The organism is Agrobacterium sp. rho-13.3, from assembly GCF_033957765.2.
Classification (GTDB): Bacteria; Pseudomonadota; Alphaproteobacteria; order Rhizobiales; family Rhizobiaceae; genus Agrobacterium.
Genome location: NZ_CP192775.1, coordinates 85297 through 112225 on the forward strand (window position 1 = coordinate 85297; position 26929 = coordinate 112225).

General features: G+C 56.2%; 23 protein-coding genes. 8 read left to right on the plus strand and 15 right to left on the minus strand.

Features of this window, described 5'->3' with window-relative positions; all coding sequences use genetic code 11:
- Nucleotides 1-110: 110 nt before the first annotated feature.
- From RMR16_RS15300 to RMR16_RS15350, 11 genes are all read right to left on the minus strand, one after another.
- Nucleotides 111-812 (minus strand): HpcH/HpaI aldolase family protein, encoded by a 702-nt coding sequence (locus RMR16_RS15300; RefSeq protein WP_320199537.1) that lies wholly within the window; start codon nucleotides 810-812, stop codon nucleotides 111-113.
- A gap of 14 nt (nucleotides 813-826) precedes the next feature.
- Entirely contained in the window at nucleotides 827-1636 is an 810-nt protein-coding gene (locus RMR16_RS15305) for an SDR family oxidoreductase (protein ID WP_320199538.1), read from the minus strand.
- A 9-nt stretch (nucleotides 1637-1645) separates the two neighbouring features.
- Nucleotides 1646-3322: a hydantoinase B/oxoprolinase family protein gene (locus RMR16_RS15310; protein ID WP_320199539.1), complete on the minus strand. Its 1677-nt coding sequence runs from the start codon at nucleotides 3320-3322 to the stop codon at nucleotides 1646-1648.
- Nucleotides 3323-3438: 116 nt separating this feature from the next.
- Nucleotides 3439-5502: a hydantoinase/oxoprolinase family protein gene (locus RMR16_RS15315; protein WP_320199540.1), complete on the minus strand. Its 2064-nt coding sequence runs from the start codon at nucleotides 5500-5502 to the stop codon at nucleotides 3439-3441.
- A gap of 154 nt (nucleotides 5503-5656) precedes the next feature.
- Nucleotides 5657-6595 (minus strand): nitrogen assimilation transcriptional regulator NAC, encoded by a 939-nt coding sequence (nac, locus tag RMR16_RS15320; protein WP_320199541.1) that lies wholly within the window; start codon nucleotides 6593-6595, stop codon nucleotides 5657-5659.
- 68 nt (nucleotides 6596-6663) lie between these two features.
- Nucleotides 6664-7872, minus strand: coding sequence for an aspartate transaminase (locus tag RMR16_RS15325; RefSeq protein WP_320199542.1), 1209 nt, complete (start codon nucleotides 7870-7872; stop codon nucleotides 6664-6666).
- 43 nt (nucleotides 7873-7915) lie between these two features.
- Nucleotides 7916-8659, minus strand: coding sequence for a branched-chain amino acid ABC transporter ATP-binding protein (locus RMR16_RS15330; RefSeq protein ID WP_320199543.1), 744 nt, complete (start codon nucleotides 8657-8659; stop codon nucleotides 7916-7918).
- Entirely contained in the window at nucleotides 8649-9419 is a 771-nt protein-coding gene (locus RMR16_RS15335) for an ABC transporter ATP-binding protein (protein ID WP_320199544.1), read from the minus strand. Before RMR16_RS15335 ends, RMR16_RS15330 begins: the two co-directional genes overlap by 11 nt.
- On the minus strand, nucleotides 9416-10402 hold the full coding sequence (locus tag RMR16_RS15340) for a branched-chain amino acid ABC transporter permease (RefSeq protein WP_320199545.1): 987 nt from the start codon (nucleotides 10400-10402) through the stop codon (nucleotides 9416-9418). Before RMR16_RS15340 ends, RMR16_RS15335 begins: the two co-directional genes overlap by 4 nt.
- A 39-nt stretch (nucleotides 10403-10441) precedes the next feature.
- The gene (locus RMR16_RS15345; protein WP_320199546.1) at nucleotides 10442-11314 is read right to left on the minus strand and encodes a branched-chain amino acid ABC transporter permease; all 873 of its coding nucleotides are present in this window, start codon (nucleotides 11312-11314) and stop codon (nucleotides 10442-10444) included.
- Between the two features lie 20 nt (nucleotides 11315-11334).
- Nucleotides 11335-12528 (minus strand): ABC transporter substrate-binding protein, encoded by a 1194-nt coding sequence (locus RMR16_RS15350; RefSeq protein WP_320199547.1) that lies wholly within the window; start codon nucleotides 12526-12528, stop codon nucleotides 11335-11337.
- A gap of 383 nt (nucleotides 12529-12911) precedes the next feature.
- Between RMR16_RS15350 and RMR16_RS15355 the strand changes: the two genes are divergently transcribed.
- On the plus strand, nucleotides 12912-13208 hold the full coding sequence (locus RMR16_RS15355; RefSeq protein ID WP_320199548.1) for a hypothetical protein: 297 nt from the start codon (nucleotides 12912-12914) through the stop codon (nucleotides 13206-13208).
- Here RMR16_RS15355 and RMR16_RS15360 read toward each other — a convergent pair.
- From RMR16_RS15360 to RMR16_RS15375, 4 genes are read right to left on the minus strand one after another with little or no spacing between them, the layout of a single operon-like run.
- Nucleotides 13177-14490, minus strand: a complete 1314-nt coding sequence (locus RMR16_RS15360) for an LLM class flavin-dependent oxidoreductase (protein ID WP_320199549.1) — start codon at nucleotides 14488-14490, stop codon at nucleotides 13177-13179. The two genes, RMR16_RS15355 and RMR16_RS15360, sit on opposite strands and share 32 nt — an antisense overlap.
- A gap of 25 nt (nucleotides 14491-14515) precedes the next feature.
- Nucleotides 14516-15481: an LLM class flavin-dependent oxidoreductase gene (locus RMR16_RS15365; RefSeq protein ID WP_320199550.1), complete on the minus strand. Its 966-nt coding sequence runs from the start codon at nucleotides 15479-15481 to the stop codon at nucleotides 14516-14518.
- A gap of 30 nt (nucleotides 15482-15511) precedes the next feature.
- Nucleotides 15512-16540 carry an LLM class flavin-dependent oxidoreductase gene (locus tag RMR16_RS15370; protein WP_320199551.1) on the minus strand — a complete coding sequence of 343 codons (1029 nt, stop codon included), beginning with the start codon at nucleotides 16538-16540 and terminating at the stop codon, nucleotides 15512-15514.
- A 48-nt stretch (nucleotides 16541-16588) separates the two neighbouring features.
- Nucleotides 16589-17215: a GNAT family N-acetyltransferase gene (locus tag RMR16_RS15375; protein ID WP_320199552.1), complete on the minus strand. Its 627-nt coding sequence runs from the start codon at nucleotides 17213-17215 to the stop codon at nucleotides 16589-16591.
- 231 nt (nucleotides 17216-17446) lie between these two features.
- Between RMR16_RS15375 and RMR16_RS15380 the strand changes: the two genes are divergently transcribed.
- Genes RMR16_RS15380 through RMR16_RS15410 form a run of 7 tightly spaced genes read left to right on the plus strand, consistent with a single transcriptional unit; the run spans nucleotide 17447 to nucleotide 26757 of the window.
- The gene (locus RMR16_RS15380; protein ID WP_320199553.1) at nucleotides 17447-18448 is read left to right on the plus strand and encodes an LLM class flavin-dependent oxidoreductase; all 1002 of its coding nucleotides are present in this window, start codon (nucleotides 17447-17449) and stop codon (nucleotides 18446-18448) included.
- Between the two features lie 36 nt (nucleotides 18449-18484).
- Nucleotides 18485-20122, plus strand: a complete 1638-nt coding sequence (locus RMR16_RS15385) for an ABC transporter substrate-binding protein (protein WP_320199554.1) — start codon at nucleotides 18485-18487, stop codon at nucleotides 20120-20122.
- Nucleotides 20123-20167: 45 nt separating this feature from the next.
- Nucleotides 20168-21790: an ABC transporter substrate-binding protein gene (locus RMR16_RS15390; protein ID WP_320199555.1), complete on the plus strand. Its 1623-nt coding sequence runs from the start codon at nucleotides 20168-20170 to the stop codon at nucleotides 21788-21790.
- Between the two features lie 55 nt (nucleotides 21791-21845).
- Nucleotides 21846-22865 (plus strand): ABC transporter permease, encoded by a 1020-nt coding sequence (locus RMR16_RS15395; protein WP_320199556.1) that lies wholly within the window; start codon nucleotides 21846-21848, stop codon nucleotides 22863-22865.
- Entirely contained in the window at nucleotides 22862-23734 is an 873-nt protein-coding gene (locus tag RMR16_RS15400; RefSeq protein WP_320199557.1) for an ABC transporter permease, read from the plus strand. The genes RMR16_RS15395 and RMR16_RS15400 overlap by 4 nt, the downstream gene beginning before the upstream one ends.
- Nucleotides 23731-25395 (plus strand): ABC transporter ATP-binding protein, encoded by a 1665-nt coding sequence (locus RMR16_RS15405; RefSeq protein WP_320199558.1) that lies wholly within the window; start codon nucleotides 23731-23733, stop codon nucleotides 25393-25395. The genes RMR16_RS15400 and RMR16_RS15405 overlap by 4 nt, the downstream gene beginning before the upstream one ends.
- 39 nt (nucleotides 25396-25434) lie before the next feature.
- Nucleotides 25435-26757, plus strand: a complete 1323-nt coding sequence (locus RMR16_RS15410) for an NtaA/DmoA family FMN-dependent monooxygenase (RefSeq protein WP_320199559.1) — start codon at nucleotides 25435-25437, stop codon at nucleotides 26755-26757.
- The last annotated feature ends 172 nt before the right edge of the window (nucleotides 26758-26929 follow it).

Consider the following 26929-nt stretch of genomic DNA (forward strand, 5'->3'; position numbering starts at 1 on the left):
GCCGATAGGATGTTTTATAATGCCGTGTTGTGGCACCCGAAAAAACACCGGGCGCCAAGCGTTATTCAAATCCGAGATCGAAAAGAAGAAAGGGCATGCAAGTCTTCTGCTCAACGGCATAACGTCTTTTTAATCCCGTTCATGCCAAGGCGCAGGAACGGGTCGGAATGCATGTAGAAGAATTGAACGCCCTTCTCCAGCCAATGCGGTAGCTCGTCGGCGGTTGCCAGCGTACCGGCGATTTTTCCAGCCGCACGAATTTTTTCGATGGCAACGGCAACTTTCTCCATAACCACAGCCGGTCGCGGCTCGCCAAATGGCGGTGCAGGCGGAAAGCCCATGTCTTGCGACAGGTCACCCGGCCCGATGAAGAACACATCAATGCCGTCGACTGCCAACATCTCTTCGAGATTGTCGACGGCCTGAACCGTCTCGACCATGCTGATTACCAGTCTCTTCTCATAATCTGATGGCAAAGCGTACCGGACCGTATCGACAATGGCCTGCGCCTGCTGCGCGGTATCCACCATCGGCACCATGATGCCGTCTGCACCCGCGTTCAAATAACGGATGATAAGTGGCCGTTCGTGCGAATGCGGACGAACAATTGCGGCACCATTGACGGAGCGGACGATCTGCGCGGTTTCACGAACGTCTTCGAAACTCCAGGTGCCATGCTCGCAATCCAGAAAAACGGAATCAGCACCCAGCTCTACCAGACGAGCAGCCATGCCCGATGAAGAATGGTGCGGCGTGAACATGGTAATGGCTTCGCCGGCCTGAAGGCGGGCGCGTAATTTCGCACCGTTCATGATGGATGCTCCTCTTAACGATGTGTCTTTGGCAAGTCAGGCGTATCGGCTGGTGCACCAACCCAACGTGCCGTCTCGATATCGGCTGACGTATCCCGCATGAAGGTCGGGCAAATATGCAGTTCCGGTATTGTCGCGCCATTTTGAAGGCTGGCGCAGAGATGGATCGCACGGGCCACATCGTGCGGATCGAGCATGATGGCGCGCTCATTTTCCAGTGGCGGGCGGGCGCGATTGTTCATGATTGGCGTGTTGGTTTCACCGGGAAGGATCGTTGTCGCCCGAATACCCTGATTGCGGTAGGTGTTGTGAACGAAGGTCATGAAGTTTTTGACGCCCGCTTTGGCAGCCCCATACGCGGCACCACCCAGCAGGTTGGGGTTAAGCGCCGCAAGCGAAGAAACCGTGACGATTGTTCCCTGTCCCCTGGCAATCATGTCGGGGAGAACGGCCTGCGTCAGATTAAAAACTGCACTTAGATTGACGTTGATTGTCGAGTTCCATTCGTCTTCGCCCAGAAAGCGGGCGTTCAGCACTTTGCTTGCGCTGCCAGCATTGTTAACGAGAATATCGACGGGACCGATGCCGTTCTTGACCCATTCCACGGCAGCAAAAATCTCTTCGCGGGATTCAATATCGAGAGCATAGGTGAAGGCCTTTCCTCTCTTCTTTTCAATCAATGCAGAGACGTCCCGAAGCGGAGCAAGACGCCTGCCGGTAAGAATAACGGTTGCGCCGTCCTGCGCCAAAAGCAGGGCCGCCTCCCGACCGATACCCGTTCCGGCACCGGTAACCAGTGCAATTTTTCCATCAAGCAGGCCCATCACTCACTCCTATTCTGCGGCGACAGCGAGTTTACCGTTGTAACCGTATGCATCTTTCGCGGCCTTCAGCGTAATCAAGCCTTCGGCAAGATCATGTTCAACGTTCTGTGTCGCACGTTCGCTGGCACGACCCCATCCTCCGCCACCCGGCGTCTCCACTTCAAGGCGTTCATTCGTTTTAAGAACGACTTTTCCCTTGGGAAACTGCGGCTTTCCATCTTTTGAGACCTTGCCCGGGGTGCCGCTTTCGCCGTCTACAACGCCAAAGCAGGGGTGCCGTACCCGCTCGGAAGCGAGGTAGATATTCATCGGCGTGTTACCAATGTTGCGAAGGACAACTCGCTGACCCAAGCCGCCGCGGTATTTTCCGCGTCCGCCGGAATCTGCAATCAGTTCTTTCCGCTCGGTGAGAACTGGAACTGCGATTTCGAACATTTCAATTGCGGTGACTTTGCAGTTGGATGGGAAGCTCAACGTGTCGAGGCCATCGAACTCAGCACGCGCACCTTGGCCACCATGGAAATTCTGAACAGACCCATATTGCGTTCCGTCATCCCTGCGGCCGACGCAGTTGGCTGCCCAAATGGGCGCCCCGCCGCTATCACCCATGACCTTGTTCGGCACGACATTTTCCAGGGCCTTGAAGATCAAGGACGGAATGGCGTGGCCGATCAGATTGCGCGAGTTGCCAGCCGTCCATTGTTCCGGGTTCAAAATGGAACCAAGCGGTGCGTCATCGGTAATCGGCGTGATGCAGCCTTCGTTGTTGGGGGTATCGGGGTCCAGCAGGCATTTCAGAGCGTAAACCGAATGGGCGTAACGATAATTCGTGCGGCAGTTTATCGAATGAAGCACCTGATCCGACGTGCCGGTATAGTCGACATGAATGGAATCGTCCTTGACGATCACGGTTGCTTTCAACTTGATGTCGGTTTCATAACCATCCAGCAGCATTTCGGCTGAGTAGCTGCCATTCGGCCATTCACCGATGGCCTTGCGGGTCTGCGCTTCGGAGCGAACATGGATCGCTTCTGCAAGACCATCCACATCATCCAGACCATATTCGTCAAGGAATTTAACGAGTTCGCGTCCCATCACATTGTTGGCCGCGATCATCGATTCCAGATCGCCCCTTACTTCTGTTGGAAGGCGAACAGATGCTGCGATAATATCGAATACGTCTTCGTTGGGTACGCCTGCTTTCAAAAGCTTGACGATCGGAAAGCGGATGCCTTCCTCGAAAATATCACTTGCCTCGGAGTGCAGTGGCGCGCCGCCAATGTCAGGCAAGTGAGCGATGGAACCGGCATAGGCAACGACCTTGCCGTTCTTGAAGATCGGCGTGATCATGGTCACGTCAGGCAAGTGGCCGGTGCCGATTTCAGGGTCGTTGGTGGCCAGCACGTCACCTTCGTTCAGGGTTTCAGCCGGAAATTTCGGAAGGAAATATTTCTGGGCTGCCGCGGGAAGCGACGTGATGAAAACCGGGATCGACCATGTGCATTGGGCCAGCGCCTGACCCTTGCTGTCGAGCAGAACCGTTACATAATCGTGGTTCTCGCGAACAATGGGTGAGAACGCCGTTTTGCCAAGAACGTTGTCCGCCTGGTCAGCGATGAAGATCAGACGGTTCCACATGACCTGTAGATTGATCGGATCATTAAAATCGGTTGCGGGCTTCGACATCTGATGTCCCCTTAGAGCATTTCCGAGCCAAAACTGCGAAGCGGTTTTGCGTCCGGATAATGCGTTAAAACAAATCGATAGAGCGTTGGAGCGTTTCAGAGAAAGGCGTAAATGCTCTAGAGAATATTGATCACGAGGTTGCCATGGGCATCGACGTGGAAGACGCCGCTTGGACCAACAACTGCGGTTGATTCACGCTGTTCAACGATGGCCGGCCCCTTGGTCTCGTGACCGACCGGAAGCTTGTAGTGGTCATAGACAGGTGTTTCGGTGTAGGTTCCAAGCTCCTGGAAGTAGACCTCACGACTGCCTTTTTTCGCGTCCGCGACATGTGTTTCGTGGGGTCGAGTAACCTGATCCTTCTCACCACTGGCGCGCAGACGCCATGTGATGACTTCGACCGAAGCGGCAACGGTGCGCCCGAAAAGCTCGCGATAAAGCTTGAAGAAGTTTTCGAGCAGCTGCTTGAGAAATTCTTCTTTCGGCAGCTTGCGATCAGGCAGCAGGACCGTAATTTCATGGCCTTGGCCAACGTGGCGCATATCCACGGTATAACGGTTTGTGATCGTTTCCTTGGCAACGCCGGCAGCCGAAACCACGTCAGCGCCCTGCTCTACCAAATCGTCCAGAAGACGGTTCATGGTGTCCATGTTCCAGGCATCGATCCCCATCGGATGGCTTGCAGAGAGATCAACGGCAACCGGCGCGATCAGAAGGCCGATGGCAGACGTCACACCTGCGCCCGTGGGGCAGATAACCCGCTTGATGCCGAGCTTTCTGGCAATGCCGTAGGCATGAACAGGACCGGCGCCTCCAAAGGCAACCATCGGCAATGATCTTGGGTCTACACCCAGATCAGTGGCGTGCATTGCTGCCGCCTTGCTCATGGATTCGTTGACGAGATCATGAATGCCCCATGCGCAGCGATCAACGCTGACATCAAGCGACGTGGCGAGTTTCGCCATGGCTTGGCGAGCCGCGTCCTTGGAGACCTTGAACGATCCGCCGACGAAGGATTCCGTGCCCATATAACCGAGCAGAATATCGGCATCCGTGACAGTCGGCTGGGTGCCACCGCGCTGATAGGCGGCTGGTCCCGGTAGCGCACCGGCTGAATGCGGACCGACATCGAGAAGACCCAGCGGGTTCTTGGCGGCGATGGAGCCGCCACCGGCACCAATTTCGATCATCTGAATGGACTGAATTTTCAGCGGAAAGCCGGAGCCTTTGCGGAACCGCTGGTAGTGTGCAACCTCAAGGTCCGTGCCAACGGTTGGCTCACCATTCGGGATGAGACACAGCTTCGCAGTCGTGCCACCCATGTCAAATGAAAGCACGCTGCCTTCACCGGCGATGCGGCCAAATTCCGCAGCCGCAACGGCGCCCGCAGCTGGACCGGATTCGATCAGTCTGACCGGAAGTTCGGCAGCGCGGCTGCTGGGAACGAGACCACCGGAAGAGGTCATCCAGAGCACCTGGCGGTCGATACCCTTTGTGGCGAATTCGCGCTGAAGGTTGGCGACATGGCCCGCCATTTGCGGACGGGTGTACGCGTTCACGACTGTTGTTGAGGCGCGGTCGAACTCACGCATTTCAGGGCAGACTTCCGAGGAAATAGATACGAAGATGTCAGGATATTCTTCACGCAGAAGGGCTGCGACGCGCTGCTCGTGCTGCGGATATTTGTAGGCGTGGAGGAGGCACACCGCCACAGAGCGAATGCCCTTGTCCCGCAGCTTCACGGCAATCTCGCGGACAGTTTCTTCCTTGAGTTCCGTCATGACAGTGCCATCGGCGGCGATACGCTCCTGCGCACCATAGCTATTGGCGCGGGCGACCAGCGGATCGGGGTATTTGATATTCAGATCGTAGAGATCATAGCGGCCTTCATTGCGGATACGAAGCATATCCTGAAAACCGTCAGTCGTGACAAAGCCGGTTTCGACGCCCTTGCGCTCCAGAACGGCGTTGGTCACAACCGTGGTCGCACCCAGCACCTGCAAGTTCTCTATCGAAATCGCATCTGAAAACTTTTCAAGAAGCTCGGAAACGCCCTGCACAACGGCTTCGGCGGGGTTCTTCGGCGTACTCAAAACCTTATGAAGATGAAGCTCGCCATTGTCATCTAGAAGAGCAAAATCCGTGAAGGTACCGCCGGTGTCAAATGCCAGTTTTGCCATGTTTTCCTCAGAGAAACGGTAAGGCAACGAGGTGCCGAACAGGTTAGGTCCGACTTTCTGGACCCGTTATCTGTCATGAGGTTAGGCGACTTGCGACATGATTGGCCAACACAACTACGGTCTGCCGCCATAGGGTTTGCTTATGGCGATTTGCTCAGGCGGCGCGAATGCCCGGATGGTGGCCAGCCATCAGTTTACTGACAACACCCAGCAGAACAGAGCGTGCCGCAAGCGCCGGTTCCGACAGGGGAAGATGGTCGGATATACAAAGCGAAACGGTCGCTTCGATGACAGGCTTTACCAGAGCGCGTATCTCCGCACCTGCAAAACCGGATGTCTCTGTGACGACCGATGCCGGAAGAATGGTGGAGCCCATTCCATCCAGAACAGCAGCACTTAGCGCTGGCACCGATTCGATCTCCGATATGACGTGCGCTGTTGCGCGCGCTCTTGCCATGGCTTCATCAATGAGCCTGCGGAGAAGATGCCCCTTGCTCGGCAAAAGCAGCGGGATGTTGTTTAGCTCCGACAAGGGAAGTGGTTCCGCCGCGTTGCCCGGCAGCTTTGTTCCAGGCGGAGAAACGAGGAACATTTCTTCACGGAAAAGCGGCTGCAAGGTGACGCCCTTGATGGGATCTGCCGCATAGATCAGCGCCATATCCATTTTTCCGGTCATGATCAGTTCGCTCAGGATGTGGCCGAAACTGTCATTGATGTGCAAAACGATCTGGGGGTGCTGCGCCTTCATTTCCCGGATGATCGGCAGCGTCAGCGCACTGGAGGTCGAGTAGGTCGCCAGACCAATCGACACGCGCCCGGCCAGAGACTGCGTGGAAAGATTGATGTCTGTCTGCGCCTGTTCAAGCTGCTTCAGCAGCAATTGCGCATGCCGGTAAAGAATAAGGCCAGCTTCGGTCGGCGTTATCCCGACATTGCTGCGGATCAGGAGCTTGTGCTTGAAATGCGCCTCAAGCGACGCGATCTGCTGGGACAGAGCTGGCTGGGCCGTGCGCAAAATCGCGGCAGCGCGCGATACACTTCCGGTATCGACGATCTTTACGAAACTTTTCAGTTTTCTGAAATCAACGCTCATGGTCCCACCCTTTGGCGAAACCTAAAACGTCGGGCAGGGGTGATACAAGCCCTGCCCGACGAAAGACTTTAGCGAAGGGCAGCGACTGCACTTTCGATACGGTCGCAAGCAGCCTTGATCATGTCCATGGAGGTGGCAATCGACAGGCGGAAATAGGGTGACAGCCCATAGGCGGCACCTTGTAGGGCGGCCACACCGACGCCATCCAGAAGATAGAGGACGAAGTCGAGATCGTTTTCGATGGTTTTGCCATCCGGCGTGGTTTTGCCGATGACGCCGCTGCAATTGGGGAACAGATAGAATGCGCCATCCGGCACAAGGCATGACAATCCGGGTACGCCATTCAACCGTGCGCAAGCATAATCCCGGCGCTCTTTATAGACCTTGACGCTATCGTTGACGAAAGACTGGTCGGCAGACAATGCATAGGCCGCAGCGGCCTGACTAATCGAAGACGGGCAGGACGACATTTGAGATTGCAGCTTGTTGATCGCGGCGATCAATGCCGCTGGACCCGCCGCATAACCGATACGCCATCCGGTCATCGCGTAGGACTTCGATACACCGTTTGCGAGGACGATACGGTCTTTGAGTTCCGGCACAGCCGCAACCAATGTCGTCATCGGCTCATCTTTGAACCAGACCTGGTCATAAATATCGTCGCACAAGACGAAGACATGCGGGTGGCGAAGAAGAACTTCGCCAAGCGCCGTCAACTCATCCTTGCTGTAAGCTGCACCGGTTGGATTGGACGGCGCGTTCAGGATCAACCACAGCGTCTTTGGCGTAATGGCTGCTTCCAGCGCAGCGGGCGTCAGCTTGAAACCCTGCTCCTGCGGGCATTGCACGATGACGGGCTTGCCATCATTGGCGATGACCATGTCGGGATAAGAAACCCAATAGGGTGCAGGGATTATGACCTCGGCATCGTTTTCGACGCTTGCCATCAAAGCCAGAAACAATATCTGCTTGGCACCGCCGCCCACGCAAATCTCGTTTTCGGCGTAGCTGACATTCAAGCGGCGCTGAAAATCACCAATGATTGCCTTGCGCAATGCGGGCGTGCCGTTCACGGCGGTGTATTTGGTCTCGCCCTTGTCGATTGCCGCATGGGCGGCAGCCTTTACATTATCTGGCGTATCGAAATCAGGCTCGCCCACTGTCATATCGACAATATCACGGCCTGCGGCCTTGAGTTCGCGGGCGCGCGCAGCGGCAGCGGTGCTCGGAGACACCCTGATTTTGGACACGCGCGATGCAGGCACGAAAGTGCTCATGGAAGTTTCCTCAAATCGTTCTGTGATTGTATTCAGGCAAAGATTAGTGAACCGCCTCGGTCTCGCCGCGCATTTTCCCGGTCAGGAAAAGCTCGCCCAATTCGTCATGGGTGATGTCCTTGGGCAGACCATCCCAGATCACCTTGCCCAGACGCAAAATGACGGCGCGTTCCGCGACCTCCATCGCCTTCTTGGTGTTTTGCTCGACCAGAAGGATGGTTTGGCCAGCGGCATGTAAACGGAGAAGTTCGTCGAACACGATGCCGATGGCGGCGGGCGACAAGCCGACGGATGGCTCGTCCACCAGCAACACCTTTGGCCGCTGCAACACCGCCATGGCGACTTCCAGCAATTGCTGCTCACCGCCAGACATATTGCCAGCCAACGTGGCGCGGCGATCTTTCAGAATAGGGAAGAGGTCATAGACATAGTCCCGGTCCGCTTTCACCTTGGCGTCTCGCAGCGTATAGGCCGCCATTTGCAGGTTTTCATCCACCGTCATGACCGGGAAATTACAGCGCCCCTGTGGCACGAAGGAAATGCCCTCGCCCAAAATCGCTCGTGACTTGGCACCCGCAATATTCTTGCCCTGCCAGTCGATGACGCCGCCTTTAACGGTCGTCATGCCATAAAGCGTTTTCAGGAGCGTGGATTTACCCGCACCATTTGGCCCCATCAATGCGACGAATTGACCGGATGGAATATCGAGATCGATGCCGTTCAGAATATCGAGCGAACCGTAGCCAGCGCGGAGGTCCTTGATCGTAAGATTGGAATTAGCCACCAAGATAGGCCTCCCTGACACGCTGGTCTGCAATGATATCGTGCGGCAATCCCTCGACGAGCTTTTTACCCTGATCGAGAACGATGACACGTTCACAAATGCTGGTGACGACATCGATATTGTGTTCGATGACGAGAAAGCTGGTTCCGAGAGATGTGTTTGCGTAGCGAATGGTATCGACAACACGTTCGATGATTTTCGGATTGATGCCCGCCATCGGCTCGTCCAGAAGAACGATCTTCGGTTCCGGCATCAACATCGACGCGAACTGGATGAGCTTCTGCTGTCCGCCGGACAGGTTGCCTGCCGGCATGTGGCGAACCTCCCATAGACCTGCCATCTTGATCAGCTCACGAGCGCGCTCACGCAGTGCCGAAATGCGGGTCTTCGACAGTCCGCCCAAACCGAATGTCGACAGGATCGACGGAAAGGTAAACATCTGGCCCGCGATGATGAGATTTTCTTCGACATCCAATGCCTTGAAAACAACGGTTTTCTGGAACGACCTCAGCATTCGCCCTTCGCGCGCGATGCGGTTCAGCGACCAGCCGGTGATATCCTGACCATCAAGCTTGACGGTTCCGGTATCTGGTTTTCCAAGCCCGGTGCTGCAATCGAAAAATGTGGACTTGCCGGACCCATTTGGACCGATCAATCCGGCAATCTCGCCGCGACCAACATGGATACTGACATTGTCGACGGCTTTTACGGCACCGTAGGATTTGGTGAGGTTACTGATCTCAAGGATAGGAAGATGGTTCATTTCGTTCCTCCGATCAGGTTCCAGAAGCGGTTGAGGAGAGGCGCGCAACCTTTCTTGAACCAGAACACCAGCACCAGCAGGCAAAGGCCATAGGCAATCATTCTCAGTTCCGGCGTCACTCTGAGCGCTTCGGTCAATCCGACGAACAACAGGCTACCGAACACCACACCCGAAATCGTACCCGCACCGCCGCCAAGAACGATGATCAGCATCGTGGTCGAATAATACATCTGGAAGGTCAGCGGGCTGACAACGGTGAGGTAATGCGCATAGAGGCTTCCGCCAACGCCAGCAAAGACGGCGCTGAGCATGAAGACGATCAGCTTGTAGCGCCATGTTGGAATTCCAACCGATTCCGCCAGTGTTTCATTTTCACGAATGGCGATCATATTGCGCCCGGCAGGCGATCTGACGATTGCCCACACGGCCAATGTTGCCAATGCACCAACCGAAAGCGCGAGATAATAAAAAGCGGTGGTTCCAGACACGGTAAAGGACAGAGGGCCGAGCTCGAAATAGGGCTTGGGAATAGCTGACAAGCCCATATCGCCGCGCGTGACGGTAATCCAGTTTTTGGCGATGGCCTGTCCGATGATGACAAAGCCGAGCGTACACATGACGAAGGATGTTGCGCGCAGACGAAGTGCTGGAATGCCCAAAGGAAGGGCGATGGCACCCGTGACCAACCCCGCCGCGATGAGGTTGACGTAAAACGGCGTGCCGTAGTTAACCGCCAAAAGCCCCGCCACGTAGGCACCAATGCCGAAGAATGCGGCCTGCGCCAGTGAAAGCAACCCGGTGTAGCCGACCAGAAGGTTCAGGCCATGGGCGGGCAGCATGAAGATCAGAGCGATGATCAAAGAGTGTGTGACGTATCTGCTGCCCAGAAAGGGGGCGGCAAGCGCGACAACGATCAGAATAACAGCCAGCGGGATACGCAGATCTCGCCTTCTTATTGGCTGTGTTGTTTCTGTAATAGCCATGTCGGGTCCTCGAATTCAGGATTGATCGGCGGATGCGCGTCAGAAGCGCGCTTGCGTCGAAAAGAGACCGTGTGGACGCCACATCAGCATCAGGATGAGAGTTGCAAAACCGACCGTGTCGCGGAACTGAAGCCCCACATAGGTCGCGACCAGACTTTCCGCGACACCCAGGATCATGGCCGCAAAGAATGTTCCGCGCACGTTGCCAAGACCGCCCATGATGATGATTGGCAGGGTTTTGAAGGTGATAAGCTCACCCATCCCGCCATAGACGCTGACATTGACGGGTGCCGTGAGGACGCCTGATAGAGCCGCAAGCGCTGCACCCAGAACAAAGGTCCGCATGACGATCTGCGGCACATCGATACCGACGACTTCGCAGCACTCGACATTCTGCGAGACCGCCCGCATCGCCTTGCCCATGCGGCTGTACGTGACCATTAGTTCAAGGCCGACGAAGACGAGCAGGCACACGACGAGAATGATGATGCGCTGCTGCGCCAGGCTGAAGCCGAGGATCGAAACCGGTTCGATATAGCCGCCGGAGAAGAACTTGTAGCCACCGCCAAACACGAGAATGACCGTGTTTTGCAAGACCAGTGCGATACCCAGCGTGGCAAGCACGCCGGACTCAGCCGGTGCGCCAACCATGCGCCGCATGACCAATTGGCCAACGGCATAAGCAACCACGATGGTGGAAAGGACGCCGACGAGAATGGAAGCCTCATAGGAAAGCCCAAGATAATCGATTGCGAACCACGCCCCGAACGTTCCGAGCATGTAATATTCGCCATGAGCGAAGTTGATGGCGCGAAGCACACCGAAAATCATCGTCATACCGACTGCAACAATGGCGTAGACGGAACCCGTCACAATACCATTGATAATCTGCTCGAGAACTGTCGAGAACATGGTTCGATCCTCCAGAAAGATTACTTGGCAGGATACTGAATGTCTGCCTTGAAGGCACCCTTGATGCTCGGCTTGCCGTTCTCGATCTGAAGAAGAATCATCGGCAAACGAGCTTGGTTGTGGTCATCGAATGTGACATCCCCAACCGGGCTCTTGTAATGAATTTTGGAGAGGGCATCGCGAACCTTCTCACGGTCCGGGCTGCCGGCTTCATGGATTGCCTTGGCAAGCAGGTTTACTGTATCCCAGTGAACGTAAGCGTGGTTATTCGGTGCCTCGTTGTATTCCTTTGCAAACTTCTCGACGAACGACTTGCTTTCAGGAGAATCGAAGGCTGGAAGCCAAGCGGCCGCTTCGACAGCGCCTTCCATGGCGGTCGGTGCAGACTTGATGGTCTTTTCAGTATTGAATTCACCATTGCCGATCAGCGTAACCTTGCCCGCAATGCCGAGCTCAACCATCTGGCGCGCGACGATGGGCGTTGTGTCGGCCAGACCATACATAATGATCGCCTGAGCGCCGTTGTCGCGGATTTTGGCGAGAACGCTGCGGAAATCGACTTCGCCTTCCTTGTAGTAGTCTTCACTGAGGATTTCGCCCTTGAAATCAGGCAGATATTTCTTGGTGAAGGTGATGGCGGAGCGGCCATAATCGCTGTCGACGGACAGCACGGCAAATTTGGTAAAGCCGCGTTGTTCAGCTGCGTATTTCGCAACGATCAGAGCGCGATTTTCATCAGTTGGATAGTTGCGGAAGGTCCATTTGAAGCCACCTACGCCAGCGCCATATGTGATTTTCGGGTTGGACGAAGCCGCGTTCAGCAGCAACACTCCGGCGTCCTCGGCAACAGGCTGCATCGCCAATGTGACGGAACTGGAAACGTCGCCTATTACGAAATCAACTTCATCTTCATCGATCAGTCTGCGGGTAGCGGAAACACCCTCAACAGGCGTTCCCTGGCTATCGGCATTGAACAGCTCGATTTTCCGTCCATCGATGCCGCCAGCTGCATTGATGTCTTTAACGGCAAGTTCAGCGCCATGCATCGAGAACGCGCCATAACGGGCGTTCGGCCCACTCATGGGTGCAACAAGACCAAGCTTGATCGTTCCGTCCGCCGCCTGCGCAAACCCGGACATTGCGGGCATGACCGAGGCCAGCGAAAGAACGGCGGTCGAAATGCAAAGTACTCTGCGAGTTAGCGTGTGTTTCATGTTCCCACTCCGTTTTCGGATGCTTTCGTGCGGCTTATGCCGTTACGTTGCGTGCTGCCGCTTATGCGGTTCTCATACAGGCCAGCACGTTGCTGACCTCATCACAGTAGGTTCATAAAACCGTATTTGGCCAACACAACTCCATTCTGCCGCCATAGCGTTTCACGATGGCGAGTTTCCAATGATACTATCGATCTGAGAATGGATACGGTCAAAACGCTGGCATAGCTCCACCTTTGTAACACGTGTGCTTTCTGTTCATTCGCCAGTCATCCACAGCTGTCTATTAGTGGGTACGAATTAAAATGAACGGGAGCGTGTCTTGAAGATTTTCGTTGCCTCGGCACTGATAGTATCTGCCGCCATATTGACCGGTTGTGTCGATGACCGGCCTTATTACGGTGGCCCAGAGTTTCGTAGCCCACCACCGCGTGTCGACAATCGTTGGCGTGACGACAGGGGCGGGTATGATCGCGGTCGTTATGACCGCTATGATCGCCGTGACAGAGGCGATTGGCGTGATGGACGTCGAGATGATCGTCCTGTTCGGTACGACCAATATGGAAGACCGATTGTTTACTATCGATGACAAAAAGGAGGGCGCTTTGCCCTCCTTTTTTATATGTCCGACATGTCTTCCAACGGCCGTTATGACGAAGCGCTTAAACGTTGATCTGTGAAAGCCTCTTCCTGAAGAGGAAGACCAAGATTTTCGCGTAGCGTTTCGGCCTGATATTCTTTCCGATAAACGCCCTTTTCCTGCAAAATGGGAACGACCTTTTGCACGAACTCATCGAACCCGCCGGGAGTAAGATGGGGGGCGAATACGAAGCCATCTGCGGCATCGGCCTGTACGTAGTGGTTGATGTCGTCCGCGATCTTCTGCGGCGTGCCGACAAAATGCTGACGGGCTGTGACTCGAATGACCAATTCGCGAATGCTCAAATTATCCCGCTCCGCCAGTTCCCGCCAAAGGCGCGCCGTTTCTGCGCGGCCTTTGCTATCTTGATTGTTGGCACGGCCCTGAGCCAGCTGCACGTCGGAAAAATCCGGTTCGACATCAGGCAGCGGCCCGTCCGTATCATAGGCAGACAAATCCCTGTTCCAGATTTGCTCCAGAAACACGGTCGCCGTTTTCGGACTGACCTGCTGCCGGCGAATGTCTTTCAGCTTTTCGTCGGCGTCTTCCTGCGTGTCACCAATCACGAAATTGGCGCCGGGCAATATTTTGAGATCGTTCGCGCCACGCCCATACTTTGCCAGACGGCTTTTTACGTCCGCATAAAATGCCTGCCCCGCCTCGATGGAGCCGTGACGGGAATAGATAAGGTCGGCGTAGCGCGCGGCAACGTCTCTGCCCTCTTCGGAATCACCGGCTTGCGCAATCACGGGGTTACCTTGCGGCAGCGAACCGATATTGGAATTTCCCTTGATGGAGAGGTGTGGCGAGTTTCGCGCAAATTCCCCACCCGCCCATATGTCACGCGACGCTTCGAGAAATTCTGCAGCTCTTTCATATCGCTCACGGTGCGGAAGATAATCGCCGCGGCGGAAATTGGCGCCGGTAAAGGCACCCGGAGAGGTGACGACATTCCAGCCAGAGCGGCCGCCGGACAGGACATCCAGCGTGGCCAGTTGGCGTGCAAGCGCATACGGCTCGTTGAACGTTGTCGTCAACGTCCCGATGACACCAATATTGCGGGTGATGGATACAATTGCGGTCAAGATTGCAAGCGTATTGGGGCGACCGGCAACATCCAGTTCGTGGAACTGACCCTTTTGCTCGCGAACGCGCAAACCTTCCGCCAGAAAGATGAAGTCGAATTTTCCGCGCTCCACGGTTTCCGCAAAGTGACGGAACGAGGAAAAGTCGATCTGGCTACCGGCTTTTGGATCGCTCCAGACGGTGAAATTGTTCACGCCGGGAAACTGTGCGCCGAGGATGATCTGTTTTTTGGACATGATGATTACAAACTTCTTGTTGATGTCAGGCAGCGGTGCCGTAACGGTTGGTTGGGACCGTCAAACCGAACCGGTCTCTGAGCGAACCCTTCAGCGGCGGTCGGATGAGCGATGCCGATTTCAACGCCGGTACGAGGTCTTCGAGAACGCTCGGGATTTGGCTTTCCGGGTCATCAAGGATGAGGCGAATGCCGAATATGCCCGTGCCCGACAGCGTGCGAACACGCTCGACGATTTCGCTTACCGATCCATACGTCACCGGAATATCGGCAATGGAAAGCGGCGCCTTCCCCTGCTCGAAACTTTCGACAGAATGGTTCTCGCCCTCAAGGAAAACCACGTCAGCAAATGATGTGTGCGAACGCTCCTGGGCGCTGCGATGGGTGGCCGCGACGATCGGCTGGCCTTGCGGCGGACGCGGCGTTATGGAGGGGCCGAGGACGTTGAAGCGTGGTCCCTTGAAGTCGACATAATGCAGCTTTGATCCATCAAGGAAGCGATGGCTTTGCTTATCACGGATCACCGCGTCGTCTTCCCAACTGTCCCACAAGCGCCTGATGACATCGACTGCATCACGAGTATCGTCTTGCAGCGCACTCACGTCATTGTCTGGGAACCCTTTGAGTGACCCGATGGCTTGCAGCGCGTCCAACGCTCTTGCACCCTGGAACTGCTGAACAAGCAGACCTGCTTTGCCCTCACTGACATAATCCAACGTCGCGATTGCCGTTGAGACGTGAAAAGGCTCCAGAAAACTGACCGGCGCGCCAGCGATGATGGCAAGATTTCCGCTGCGGGGAGCGAGCCAGTTTGCAAGAATGATCGCATCCAACCCATCTCTGGCCGGTTTAGCGAAACCGTCTTCGAGGGTTATAAATTCGGCTATTTCCCCAACGTCCGAAACCAGTTTGCTCCAGAATGCAGGGGCATCATTGCCCGAATAGCTTGCGACATCCAGCCCGATTGCCAGTTGAAGACCGTCTCTGCTCATTTCAAATATCCTTTAATGGGTAAAATCCGCTTAGTGACTGCTGGCCAGTTTCAAAGCGGGCTGCCGTCCGGACAATCCGGGTACGGCGCGGGAAAAGTCCTCGATGATCTGGTGATAATCTTCTGCGTGGAATTCATAGGGAAGCTCCAGCCTGAACTCGGAGACCAAAGGCAAGACCGGATCATGCGACAGCTTTTCGAAAATCTCGTCGGTCGTTCCAACGATATCCGGCAGGAACAAGGTCCGACGTTCGCCATGCGCAGTTTTGGTGCGCGCGTTTCGTCCCGCTGCAAATTCTGCGTACCGGCGGCGCGTGTCAGGGCTGGCACTGTCTGTGGGCAGGATCACGCGGCCAAGTGCCACGCGCGGCGCACGCTCATGCGCCCACTCCTGTTTAAAGCGGCTGATCAGCGCGGCCTGGGCCGTGAGAAAATCATCGGTATTTTCACCGCTGACAATGTTGCCGGTCAAAAGGTTGAAACCAGTCTTTCCTGCCCAGCGCGCCGAACTCTGCGAACCACCACCGTACCATAGGCGATCCGTCAGGCCGTTGGCGACAGGCCGCAAACGCGGCACCTGCGCACCGGCTGCATTACCCGCTTCGGTTTGCGCAGAAAGCGGGTTGGACCGCAGCGCCTGCGCCAATCTTTCTGCGCGCTTGTGGCTATAATCTGCCTCCGGCACATGGTCGGTATAGTCGGAAATCAGATGCGCGAAGGGCGGCGCACCAACCGAAACGCCGATATTGAGACGCCCGTGCGAAAGCACATCGACGGTTGCCAGATCTTCAGCCAGTCGGAACGGGTTTTCGTAACCGAGCTGGATCACCGCTGTGCCTAGCCCAATTCGTTTTGTCCGTTGCGACGCGGCGGCCAGAAATGTTGCGGCTGATGATACGCCACGCTCCAAATGGCGCTGGCGCACCAAAGCACCATCGTAACCCAATTCCTCGCCACGCTCGAAAAGCTTCAACGTGTCTTCAAGACCGCGCGCCGGGTCGTCGTCTTCATAGTTGCCGGGAACGAGGAAGGAAAATTGACGGATATGAGAAAACGGCATGGGATTATCCAGTTGTTGAGTGAGCGCGAAGAGGCCGTTGGCTATCGACTACGCAGCCGACACGCCCCGACCTTCAAGGCGCGAGATGATTTTCGCTTCCTGCTCGGCCTTGATCGCCTTTATCCGCACCGTCGCGTCTTCAAAGGATGCAGCAGGCTCGTAGATAGGCGTCTGACTGGGTTGCCCTGCCCTTGCGCCGATATTCTTTTCGAACGGCAGAGAACGATAATATTCCGGGTTGACCGACAGATCGAACAGAGGCCGGTAACCGAGCGATATATAAAGAGCGACCGCTTCAGGCTGGCGAAACCCTGTTGTGAGGTATGTGCGCGTATAACCCTGCGACGCGGCACTGTCTTCCAGAGCCAGCATAATGCTGCGGGCCAGACCTTGTCTGCGCAATTGCGGGTGAGACCAGATACGCTTTATCTCTGCGGTGTCATCATCGTGGCTCATGAAAGCGCCACCGGCGATGGTCTCACCGTTTCGCTGCAACAGCAGAAAATCGCCCAGTGGCGGAGAGAAGAGTTCAACCGGGTAGCGCATGATTTCGGCGCGTGCGCCACCGGGCCGGCTTTCTGCGCCGTAACGCCCGTCATATTCGCTGACAAGCCCTTCGATCAACGGTTGGGCTCCCGGCTCGATCAATGATGACCGGACAACGATATCTGCCATATGCCTGTCTCCGACATTTATAATGCACCACTGCGAAATTGGTCGTTAGACCCGTGCGTTGGGTCGACCTCGCATAAAATTCACGCGCAGGATGCACGACTTCGAAGCCACTTGGCACGGCATGATCTTTTATTGTGCAACTGATTATTGAAAGATCATTGCTGGATTCAATAGTTTATAAAAATTATAGATTAACGCCACATTCGAATACAGCAATTCAGTGAGACGTTGATGCCCTACGACCTCAGTTTTCTAGATAAAAGCCCGATACACGGTTCAGATAGCGCGGGAGACGCGTTGCAGCGCACTCTAACGCTGGCGAAAAAGGCCGAAGCTCTCGGATACAAGCGGTTTTGGGTGGCCGAGCATCATAACACCGCAAAGCTTGCCAGCTCTTCTCCTGAGATACTGATCAGCTATCTTCTGGCGCGCACCAGCCGCATCAACATCGGCTCAGGCGGCGTGATGCTGCAACATTACAGCGCCTATAAAGTTGCCGAAAATTTCAACCTTCTTGCATCTCTCGCTCCGGGGCGCGTCGATCTGGGTGTGGGCAAAGCACCGGGCGGCTTGCCGCTTTCCACTCGGGCTTTGCAGGGCGCACGCGATCCAGCCCGTATCCAGGCTTTTGAGGCACAGTTGACGGAATTGGACGGCTTTCTCCGGCATGAGACAGTCACACAGGCAGATGCGGACAACCTCGCTGCCTATCCGGTGCCGGATGTCGCGCCGAACCGATTCCTGCTCGGCGCAAGCGCTGAAAGCGGACGCCTCGCCGGACGGTTGGGCTGGGGCTTGGTCTATGCCGGCCACATTCACGGTGACGAAACTGCCATTGCAGACGCACTTTCCGCCTACCGTGCCGCAGGCGGAACGTCTGCCCTTCTGGCGATCAGTGTGGTGACGGCAGAAACAGAGGCGCAGGCGGAAGCGCTGACCACCGATACACGACGTTTCCGGGTGGAAATCACCGGCGGGCAATCCGTCAATGTCGGAAGCGAAGCGCAGGTACTGGAATACGTCCGGCAGGCGGGAGCACGTGATTATCGGATCGAGGAGCGAAGCCCCCGCGTCATCCGCGGCACACCTGATGTCGTTCATGCCGAGCTGGCGCGACTGCAACAGGCCTATGGCATCGACGAATTTATCATCGACTGCCCGCTCAGCGACGGCGCACAGCGCCTGAAGACATTGGAGCTTCTGGCCAACGCCCGCTCCGCCATTGCAGCCTGAACGCATCATTCTCACCATTAGAGCAAGGATTTCAACGTGGTCACCAGAAGACACTTTTTAGCAGGCGCAAGCGTTGCGGCTCTTTCTCTATCGTTCAACCTGCGCGCAGCCAGTGCGGCCGCGGGTGAAGTTCCCCGCAATGGCGGCTCACTGACATGGGGCGTCGAGACGGAGCCAAGCACGCTCAACCCGCATCTCAACGGACAGGCCAAGGCAAAGCTTATCATTCGCAACGCATACGAGTCGCTTTTGGCGAGAACGCCCGATGGCGGCTATGTGCCTTGGCTGGCGAAGAGCTATACCATCTCTGAGGACGGCAAGACCTACCGTTTCGTATTGCGTGACGATGTCACCTTCAGCAACGGTGAGACGTTCGATGCGGCAGCCGTTGCGCTGAATTTCACCCGATTGAAGGACACGACCTATTCGGGCAGCATCAGCGCAGGTCATGTCTCGCACGTATCCCAAGCTGTCGCCGAAGACCCTCATACGCTGGTCATCACGCTTTCGCGCGTCTACTCACCGTTTCTCGACGGCGCTGCCGGCATCGAAATCATCTCACCAAAGTCATTCGAATCGTCGCAGATCAAATCCGGTGGACCTGAAATCATCGGCACCGGACCATTCATTCTCGACAGTTACATCAAGGGCCAGGAAATCCGGTTCGTTAAAAACCCGGCCTACAACTGGGCTCCCGCCAATGCAGGCCATCAGGGGCCAGCCTATCTTGATGAGGTGATTTACCGCTTCCTGCCAGAAGCAGCTGTCAGAACGGGCGCGCTTACGTCCGGTCAGGTCCATGTCATCGAAGGCATTGCCGGGAATGACGCTGCACTCTTTAAGGACAATCCGGAGTTTGTCTATGAAAGCGCGCTGAACACCGGCACGCCCTACACGCTTTATCTGAACATCGCCAACGGCCCGACATCCGAACTCAATGTGCGAAAGGCCGTTCTGGCATCCATCGATGTGGAGCGGACCATTCAATCCGTCTATCGCGGTGAACGCCAACGCGCATGGGGCGTGCTGACGCCTGCGGATACGGACTTTTATGACAAGAGCATCGAGGGTGCCTATGGCTTCGACGTGAAACGCGCCAACGCTCTTCTGGATGAAGCGGGCTGGACGGCACGGGATGCGGACGGTTTCCGCACCAAGGACGGCAAACGCCTGACAATCGAAATCATTCAATCACAGGCAACATTGCGAGATCAGCGCGACATCCTGCTTCAAGCGGTGCAGGCGCAGGCCCGGCAGAATGCGGGCATCGATCTTGCCCTTCAATATGTCGACGCTGGCACTTACGCCAACCGCCAGAAGGACGGGCAATACGGCGTCATTCCCAATTCCACGACAACGCAGGAAAACGCCGTCACGATCTACTTCCACTATCTGCCGCGGGCCAAGGGCGGATCGATCAACTACCACCGCTCGGAAGCCCCGGAAATCTCCGCATGGCTGGACGAGGCGGCATACACCCTCGATCGGCAGAAGCGGTTCGATATCTACGCCAAGCTTCAGCGTTACGCGATTGAGGAGCAGGCACTCGGCCTGCCGCTCTATGTGCCGGAAGATCAGATCGCCGCTGCCGTCACCGTCAAGGGCGCAGGTTTCCGCCCATTCAAACGGCTTCCCGAAAACGCTTACGACATCTGGCTTCAGAGCGAAGCCTGACGTCCTGCGCACGATTATAAAACCAACTTAAAGAAAGACCCTATAATGCTTCTTCGTCGACATATTCTGAGCCTCACTGCAGCTTTATTGGCATCTTGCACGGTTTCCGGCATTTCATTCGCAAACGATGGCAAACCTGTCAGCGGCGGCAAGTTGACATGGGGTGTTGAAACCGAGCCAGCGACGCTTAACCCGCAGCTCAACGGGCAGGACAAAACCAAGCTTCTGCTGCGCAATGCGTATGAATCGCTGCTCGCAAGAACTGCCGACGGCGGGTATACGCCTTGGCTTGCCACAGAATACAAAATTTCCGACGACAGCAAGACCTATACGTTCAAGCTGCGAAACGACGTAACCTTTACCGACGGCCGCAAGTTTGATGCCAATGCGGTGTTGACGAATTTCACGAAGCTCAAAGACGCGTCATATTCTGGCAGCGTCAGCGCAGGCCCGGTGTCGCGTATCACCGAAGTCAAAGCCGTTGATGATCACACCGTGTCGTTCACGCTTTCACAGGTCTACGCCCCCTTCCTGGATTATGTTGCCAGCCTTGAAATCCTCTCTCCTGCCGCATTCGACTCGGCCCAACTCAAGTCCGGCGGCCCGGAAATTGCCGGAACGGGTCCATTTATCCTGAAGCGCTATGCCAAGGGACAGGAAATCCAGTTCGTCAAGAACGAAGCCTATAATTGGGCGCCAGCGACGGCGGCTCATAAGGGACCAGCCTATCTGGACGAAGTCGTCTATCGTTTCCTGTCTGAATCGTCTGTGCGCAGCGGCGCTCTGACATCCGGTCAGGTTGATGTGATCGAAGGCATTTCTGGTAACGATGCTGCGTTGTTCAAGAACAATCCGGAGTTCAGCTACCACACCGCATTGAACACCGGCACACCCTATTCGCTGTTTTTGAATGTGCAGTGGGGTCCGACCCAGGATATCGCCGTTCGGAAAGCGCTGTTGGCGTCAATCGACGTTGATGCCGTATTGAAGGCCGTTTATCGCGGCGAACGCACCCGTGCGTGGGGCATTACGTCCCCTATCGATCCGCAGTTTTACGACAAGAGCATCGAAAAGGCCTATGGTGCCGATCCGAAGCTCGCCAACCAGCTTCTCGATGAAGCGGGCTGGAAAGAGAAGGACAAGGATGGTTTCCGCACCAAGGACGGCAAACGCCTGACCATTGAAGTCATTCAGGCGCAGGCGACGGTTCGCGACCAGCGCGACGTGCTGTTGCAGGCACTTCAGGCACAGGCCCGACAAAATGCGGGTATCGATCTGGCAATCGTTTTTGTAGACGCAGGCACCTACACCGAGCGCCGCAAAACCGGCCAGTTCGGCTCGATTGCCAACTCCAATACGCCGACCGACGCCATCGATATCGAGTACCACTACCTGCCTCTGGATAAGGGCGGCACCATCAATTACAGCCGCGCTTCCGCGCCAGAGCTTTCCAAGTGGTTGCTTGAGGCAGCCTCTACGCTCGATGAGAAGAAACGCTTCGAGCTTTACGGAACGTTGCAAAAGTTCGCGATCACCGATCAGGCCTACGCTCTCCCGCTTTACGAGCCTGAAGATCAGGTTGCGGCCGCAAGCTATGTCAAGGGCATCAGCTTCCGTCCGTTCAAGCAATTGCCAGAAAGCGCTCACGGCATCTGGCGCAGCGAATAACCCTTCCACCACCCTGCCCTGCGGACGCTCCGCAGGGCACTCAGGGAGTTTGACCATGACCGCTGAAAACACCACCGCTCTTAGTAGCCCTCACGCGACATCGCTGCCGCGAAAAAGATTAGGCTTGCGCCGCAACAGTCTCGCCCTACAAGTTCTGGGACGCGTGAGTTCCGGCATTGTCGTGCTGTGGGCAGCGGTTACGCTCAGCTTCATCAGCGTTTATCTGGCACCCGGCGATATTGTCAGCATTCTGATCGGTGAACAGCTGCGCACGCCGGACGTGGAAGCCGCCATCCGCGCGGAATGGGGTCTGGATCAACCGATCCTTTCGCAATATTTCTCGTATCTTTCACGGTTGTTGCATGGTGATTTCGGGCGCTCCTACATCTTGCAGACAGATGTGTCGGGTCTGGTGCTGTCGCAAATCGTGCCGACGCTGAAACTAACGGCTGCTGCCCTCGTCGTGGCGGTAATTTTTGCCATCGTCAGCGCGGTTCTGACTGCCGGAAAACGCCTGCCAAGTGCGATCGCTGGCGGCCTGGAACTGCTGTTGATCTCGACACCATCCTTTTGGCTCGGCATCGTGTTGCTGTTTATTTTTTCGTTCACATTGAAAATCTTCCCGGTTTCGGGAGATCGCAATCTGTCCGCTCTGGTGCTTCCTGCCCTTTCACTTGGACTTTCGCTCGGCGCCGTGGTGGGCCAGGTGCTGAGACAAGGCCTGGAGCGGGCGCTGGAACAACCGTTTACATTGACCGTCAGGAGCTGGGGCGCAAGCGACATCATCGTCCGACTTCGACATGGTTTGCGCCACGCCGCACTGCCAGCCGTCACGCTGACGGGTTGGCTCATCGGCAATCTTCTATCGGGTGCTGTCATTACCGAAGCCGTGTTCGGAAGGCCGGGTCTGGGCCGCATAACCGTTGGTGCCGTGTTATCACACGATCTGCCGGTGGTGCTGGCAGTCGCGATCCTGTCTGCCCTGATTTACGTCGTGCTGAGCACGTTGGTCGATGTGCTTTACCTGCTGCTTGATCCTCGCTTGCGAGACGATAATCGAGGAGCCAGCAAATGAGCCTGTCTTCCGCACCTTTTGAACCAACGACCATTCGACAAAACCGGCTTCGACATATCTGGATCGCGTATCCCGCAGAAACGATATCGGCTTTGTTTCTCTTGGTCATCGCACTCGCGACCCTATGGCCGCAATTGCTGACATCGATCGATCCGATCGTGGCGGATCCATTGCAGTCGCAACTGCCACCCTCGGCAGAACATTGGTTTGGCACGGATCATCTGGGGCGGGACGTGCTTGCGCGCGTCATACACGGAACACGGTATTCGGTGCTGATTGGTGTCAGCGCTATCGGCATCGCCGCCATTGCAGGCTCGTTTCTCGGCCTGCTTTCCGGTCTCGTCCGTGGTATCGTCGATGAAGCGATTTCACGTTTTCTGGACGTGGTGTCGTCATTTCCAGACCTGTTGCTTGCGCTGGTTTTGATTTCTTTCACCGGTCCCGGCACGCTTAATCTGATCTTTGCGCTCGGCGTGGCGTCCGTGCCGCGCTTTGCAAGGGTGGTGCGCGCCCAAACCTTCGTCATCGCCAAAAGCGGTTACGTCGAACAGGCAAAAACCTTTGGTCTGACGCGCTTCGTTCTTGTGACGCGGCACGTCCTGCCGCACGCCATTGCGCAGGTGCCCATTCTGGCGACCATTGGCCTTGGCACCACCATCATTCAGGCAGCGGGGTTGAGCTTCCTTGGCATGGGACCGCAACCGCCGGCTCCCGAATGGGGTGCGATGCTTGCCGAAGCACGCAATTATCTGCGCGTGGCGTGGTGGATCGGCGTCTGGCCAGGCGTGGTCATCACCCTCACCGTCATTTCCATCAGCATCTTGGGACGGCGCTGGCAACAGGCTTTCGAAGGCCGGAGGCAATCATGACCGCTCTCGTTAAAATTAGCAATCTCACCATTGGCTTCCCACGGGACGGTAACGCCAACACTGTCGTGCAGGGTATCGACATTACCATCCAGCAGGGTGAAACCGTTGCCTTGGTCGGGGAATCCGGCTCTGGAAAATCCGTCACCGCCCGCACCCTCCTGGGGCTTTCCGGTGTGGGCGCGCAGATCAGAGCAGACGAATTCAGCATTGGCGATGAGAGCGTTCTGGGCTTTACCGAAAAAGATTGGCGACGTCTTCGCGGCCATAAGATCGGATTCGTCTTGCAGGACGCGCTCGTTTCGCTCGATCCGCTCCGCCGCATTTCCCAGCAGCTGTCGGACGCATTCGGCAGGCGCGGGTTCTTCGGTCGGTCCGAGTTGCGTGTCGACAGCCGCGCATTGCTTCAGACGGTTGGAATTCCAGACCCCGACAGGCGGTTGCGGCAATATCCCCACCAGCTTTCCGGCGGTCTGCGGCAACGTGCACTGATCGCAACAGCGATCGCGCGCAAACCCGCCCTTCTCATCGCCGACGAGCCAACCACGGCGCTGGACGCAACCGTACAAAAGCAGATTCTTGATCTGCTGGATCAGCGCCGAAAGGAAGGCCATACGCTTCTCCTGATCAGCCACGATCTGGCTGTCGTCGCCAAGCTGGCGGATCGTGTTCTGGTGATGAAGGATGGCATCATTGTTGAAGAGGGTGAAACGCGGAAAATTCTGAACAACCCGGAGCACCCCTACACACGCCAGCTCCTGGATGCCGTGCCCTCTGCCAGCTCACGAGGGTTCCGCCTTTCCCCGCAGGCCGTGTTGAACCCAAACGAGACAAAGACGAAACTTCCCCCGCAAACTGCCGAAGGCGTCCGCCTCAGTCTTCCGACAAAACAGATCAATCCGCAAAATACAGTTCTATCGGCCCATAATTTGGTGAAGCACTACAGCGGGAATGGCGGCGCGTTTGCTGTCAACGATGTCTCGTTTGAGCTACTGGAAGGCGAGTCTCTGGGCATCGTCGGTGAATCCGGCTCTGGCAAAACAACGGTCGCAAAGATCGTTCTCGGATTGACCGAACCGGACGAAGGCAATGTTCTCATCGAAGGCAAGGCTTGGAGCAATATTCGTGAGGCGGACCGACGCTCACGACGCGCCAATATGCAACTGATCGCACAGGATGCCCTCAGTTCCTTTGACCCGCGCTACACGGTTGAAAAAATCATCGGTGAAAGCCTCGATTCCATAGGCGTTTTTGGCGCTGCGCGTCGGGCACGTGTTCTGGAGGTTCTGGATGCCGTGCGCCTTGGCCCGCAGTTTCTCGACCGTTACCCCCGGGAACTTTCCGGCGGCCAGCGCCAGCGTGTAGCGATTGCACGCGCGTTTGCACCCAGTCCGAAGCTATTGATTGCAGATGAGCCTGTCAGTGCGCTCGACGTTTCCGTGCAAGCGCAGGTGCTGGACCTTTTGGCCGAATTGCAGGCGGCGTTTGGGACCTCGCTTCTTTTCATCTCACACGATCTGGGCGTGGTGCACCACCTGACAGATCGCGTGCTGGTGATGAAGGACGGACGTGTGGTGGAGACTGGCGACGTCACAAAAGTCTTCTCCAGCCCTCATCACAGTTACACGCGCGCCTTGCTGGATGCCGTCCCCGCGCTTGCCTGAAGTCAAATGGCACGAAAAATACAGAGTGAAGGAATTCCCATGACCACCCGTACACGCCGATTGAAGACCTTGACCGGAGCCAGCAGCATCGTCAGCACAGGCAATGATGCTGACGCCACGTTTGGAATCAAGCGTGCATTTGACCTTGCACGCAAGGCGGAAGCTGAGAAGATCACCGGCCTGTTCACCGCCGATTTGCTTCATATCGACCCGGACGGTTTGGCTGGAACGGCTGGTATACAGGAACCGATTGTCGCTTTGGCTGCTCTCAGCCAGGCGACCTCCCATATCGGTCTTATCGCGACGATCTCCACCACCTTCCACCATCCCTATAATCTGGCGAGGCAGATCGGCACGCTGGATCACGCCTCGGGCGGGCGCAGCGGCTGGAATGCCGTAACGTCATCCGTGGGTGAAGAAAACTTCGGGGAGCAGTTGCCAAGCCCGGAAGAGCGATATGCCAAGGCCGCGGAATTCATCGAAATCGTGAATGCTCTCTATGACGCCAACGAACGGGACGCGGCAACGCGCAAAACATCCGGCGCCGTCAGCATCGACCCTTCGAAATTCCATCGCATCGACTATCGCGGCAAATATTTCAACGTTGAGGGACCTCTCAACGTGCCGCCACTACCACAAGGACGCCCCGTTCAGTTTCAAGCCGGGCAATCCGATGCGGGCGTGACCGTGGGCGCCCGTTATGCGGAAGTCGTCTACACATCCCAGCCTAAACTGGAAGACGCGATTGCTTTCGCAACGGAACTGCGCCGCCGCGCAACAAGCTTTGGAAGAGGCGCCAACCTGCCCTTCATCATGAACTCTTTCCATGCCGTGATCGGCGAATCCGACGCGGATGTTGCCCGCCGTCTCAAGGACAAGCATGAGCAGATCGACTATCAAAAGGGACGTCTGAAGCTTGCGGATATGCTGGGCGGTGAACTTGATCTTTCCGACCTGCCGCTGGACAAACCCTTGCCGGACACCTTGCTGCCGGAAGTGACCAGCATCAACCGCAGACGAGGACGTGTCGAGATTTTCCGGCGTTATGCGCGGGAAGGTCTGACATTGCGCGAACTGATTATTCAGGCGCAGGAAACCGGGCACTGGTCCGTTGCCGGTACGCCTGAACAACTGGCAGACGTCATCGAGGAGCGCGTCCGCGCTGGTGTTCTCGATGTTTTGTCCCTGCATGGTTTGGGCAACCCGGATCAGGAAGACCTTCTGTTGAACGGACTTCTGCCGGAACTGCGCCGTCGTTCCGTGATCGATACCGACTATATCGGAGATGATTTCCGCGCCAATCTCGAACTGCCGCCGGTCAATCAAAGCTCTTATCGCCAGCCCTCTACCTTACGCGCCTGACGCTGGAACAACGCTGCCATTTTAAGCCCGCCGCAACCAAGCGGCGGGCTTTTCTTTGAAATGGCATCGCCCGAAAGGATAATTACACCGAGGGGTTGCCACTAACCTTTAACCGGAATGAAAATGGCTCGGGACGCGGTGAAGAAGAACGATAAATCCCTCGGCCATGCTC

Excerpts from the sequence above, each read along its gene's own strand:
- RMR16_RS15325 (WP_320199542.1), bottom strand. The coding sequence starts at position 7,872 with ATGAGCACTTTCGTGCCTGCATCGCGCGTGTCCAAAATCAGGGTGTCT.
- RMR16_RS15375 (WP_320199552.1), bottom strand. The coding sequence starts at position 17,215 with ATGGCAGATATCGTTGTCCGGTCATCATTGATCGAGCCGGGAGCCCAA.
- RMR16_RS15370 (WP_320199551.1), bottom strand. The coding sequence starts at position 16,540 with ATGCCGTTTTCTCATATCCGTCAATTTTCCTTCCTCGTTCCCGGCAAC.
- RMR16_RS15410 (WP_320199559.1), top strand. The coding sequence starts at position 25,435 with ATGACCACCCGTACACGCCGATTGAAGACCTTGACCGGAGCCAGCAGC.
- RMR16_RS15305 (WP_320199538.1), bottom strand. The coding sequence starts at position 1,636 with ATGGGCCTGCTTGATGGAAAAATTGCACTGGTTACCGGTGCCGGAACG.
- RMR16_RS15350 (WP_320199547.1), bottom strand. The coding sequence starts at position 12,528 with ATGAAACACACGCTAACTCGCAGAGTACTTTGCATTTCGACCGCCGTT.
- RMR16_RS15310 (WP_320199539.1), bottom strand. The coding sequence starts at position 3,322 with ATGTCGAAGCCCGCAACCGATTTTAATGATCCGATCAATCTACAGGTC.
- RMR16_RS15360 (WP_320199549.1), bottom strand. The coding sequence starts at position 14,490 with ATGTCCAAAAAACAGATCATCCTCGGCGCACAGTTTCCCGGCGTGAAC.
- RMR16_RS15335 (WP_320199544.1), bottom strand. The coding sequence starts at position 9,419 with ATGAACCATCTTCCTATCCTTGAGATCAGTAACCTCACCAAATCCTAC.
- RMR16_RS15300 (WP_320199537.1), bottom strand. The coding sequence starts at position 812 with ATGAACGGTGCGAAATTACGCGCCCGCCTTCAGGCCGGCGAAGCCATT.
- RMR16_RS15380 (WP_320199553.1), top strand. The coding sequence starts at position 17,447 with ATGCCCTACGACCTCAGTTTTCTAGATAAAAGCCCGATACACGGTTCA.
- RMR16_RS15400 (WP_320199557.1), top strand. The coding sequence starts at position 22,862 with ATGAGCCTGTCTTCCGCACCTTTTGAACCAACGACCATTCGACAAAAC.
- RMR16_RS15390 (WP_320199555.1), top strand. The coding sequence starts at position 20,168 with ATGCTTCTTCGTCGACATATTCTGAGCCTCACTGCAGCTTTATTGGCA.
- RMR16_RS15405 (WP_320199558.1), top strand. The coding sequence starts at position 23,731 with ATGACCGCTCTCGTTAAAATTAGCAATCTCACCATTGGCTTCCCACGG.
- RMR16_RS15395 (WP_320199556.1), top strand. The coding sequence starts at position 21,846 with ATGACCGCTGAAAACACCACCGCTCTTAGTAGCCCTCACGCGACATCG.
- RMR16_RS15365 (WP_320199550.1), bottom strand. The coding sequence starts at position 15,481 with ATGAGCAGAGACGGTCTTCAACTGGCAATCGGGCTGGATGTCGCAAGC.
- nac (WP_320199541.1), bottom strand. The coding sequence starts at position 6,595 with ATGAGCGTTGATTTCAGAAAACTGAAAAGTTTCGTAAAGATCGTCGAT.
- RMR16_RS15340 (WP_320199545.1), bottom strand. The coding sequence starts at position 10,402 with ATGGCTATTACAGAAACAACACAGCCAATAAGAAGGCGAGATCTGCGT.
- RMR16_RS15345 (WP_320199546.1), bottom strand. The coding sequence starts at position 11,314 with ATGTTCTCGACAGTTCTCGAGCAGATTATCAATGGTATTGTGACGGGT.
- RMR16_RS15315 (WP_320199540.1), bottom strand. The coding sequence starts at position 5,502 with ATGGCAAAACTGGCATTTGACACCGGCGGTACCTTCACGGATTTTGCT.
- RMR16_RS15355 (WP_320199548.1), top strand. The coding sequence starts at position 12,912 with ATGACCGGCCTTATTACGGTGGCCCAGAGTTTCGTAGCCCACCACCGC.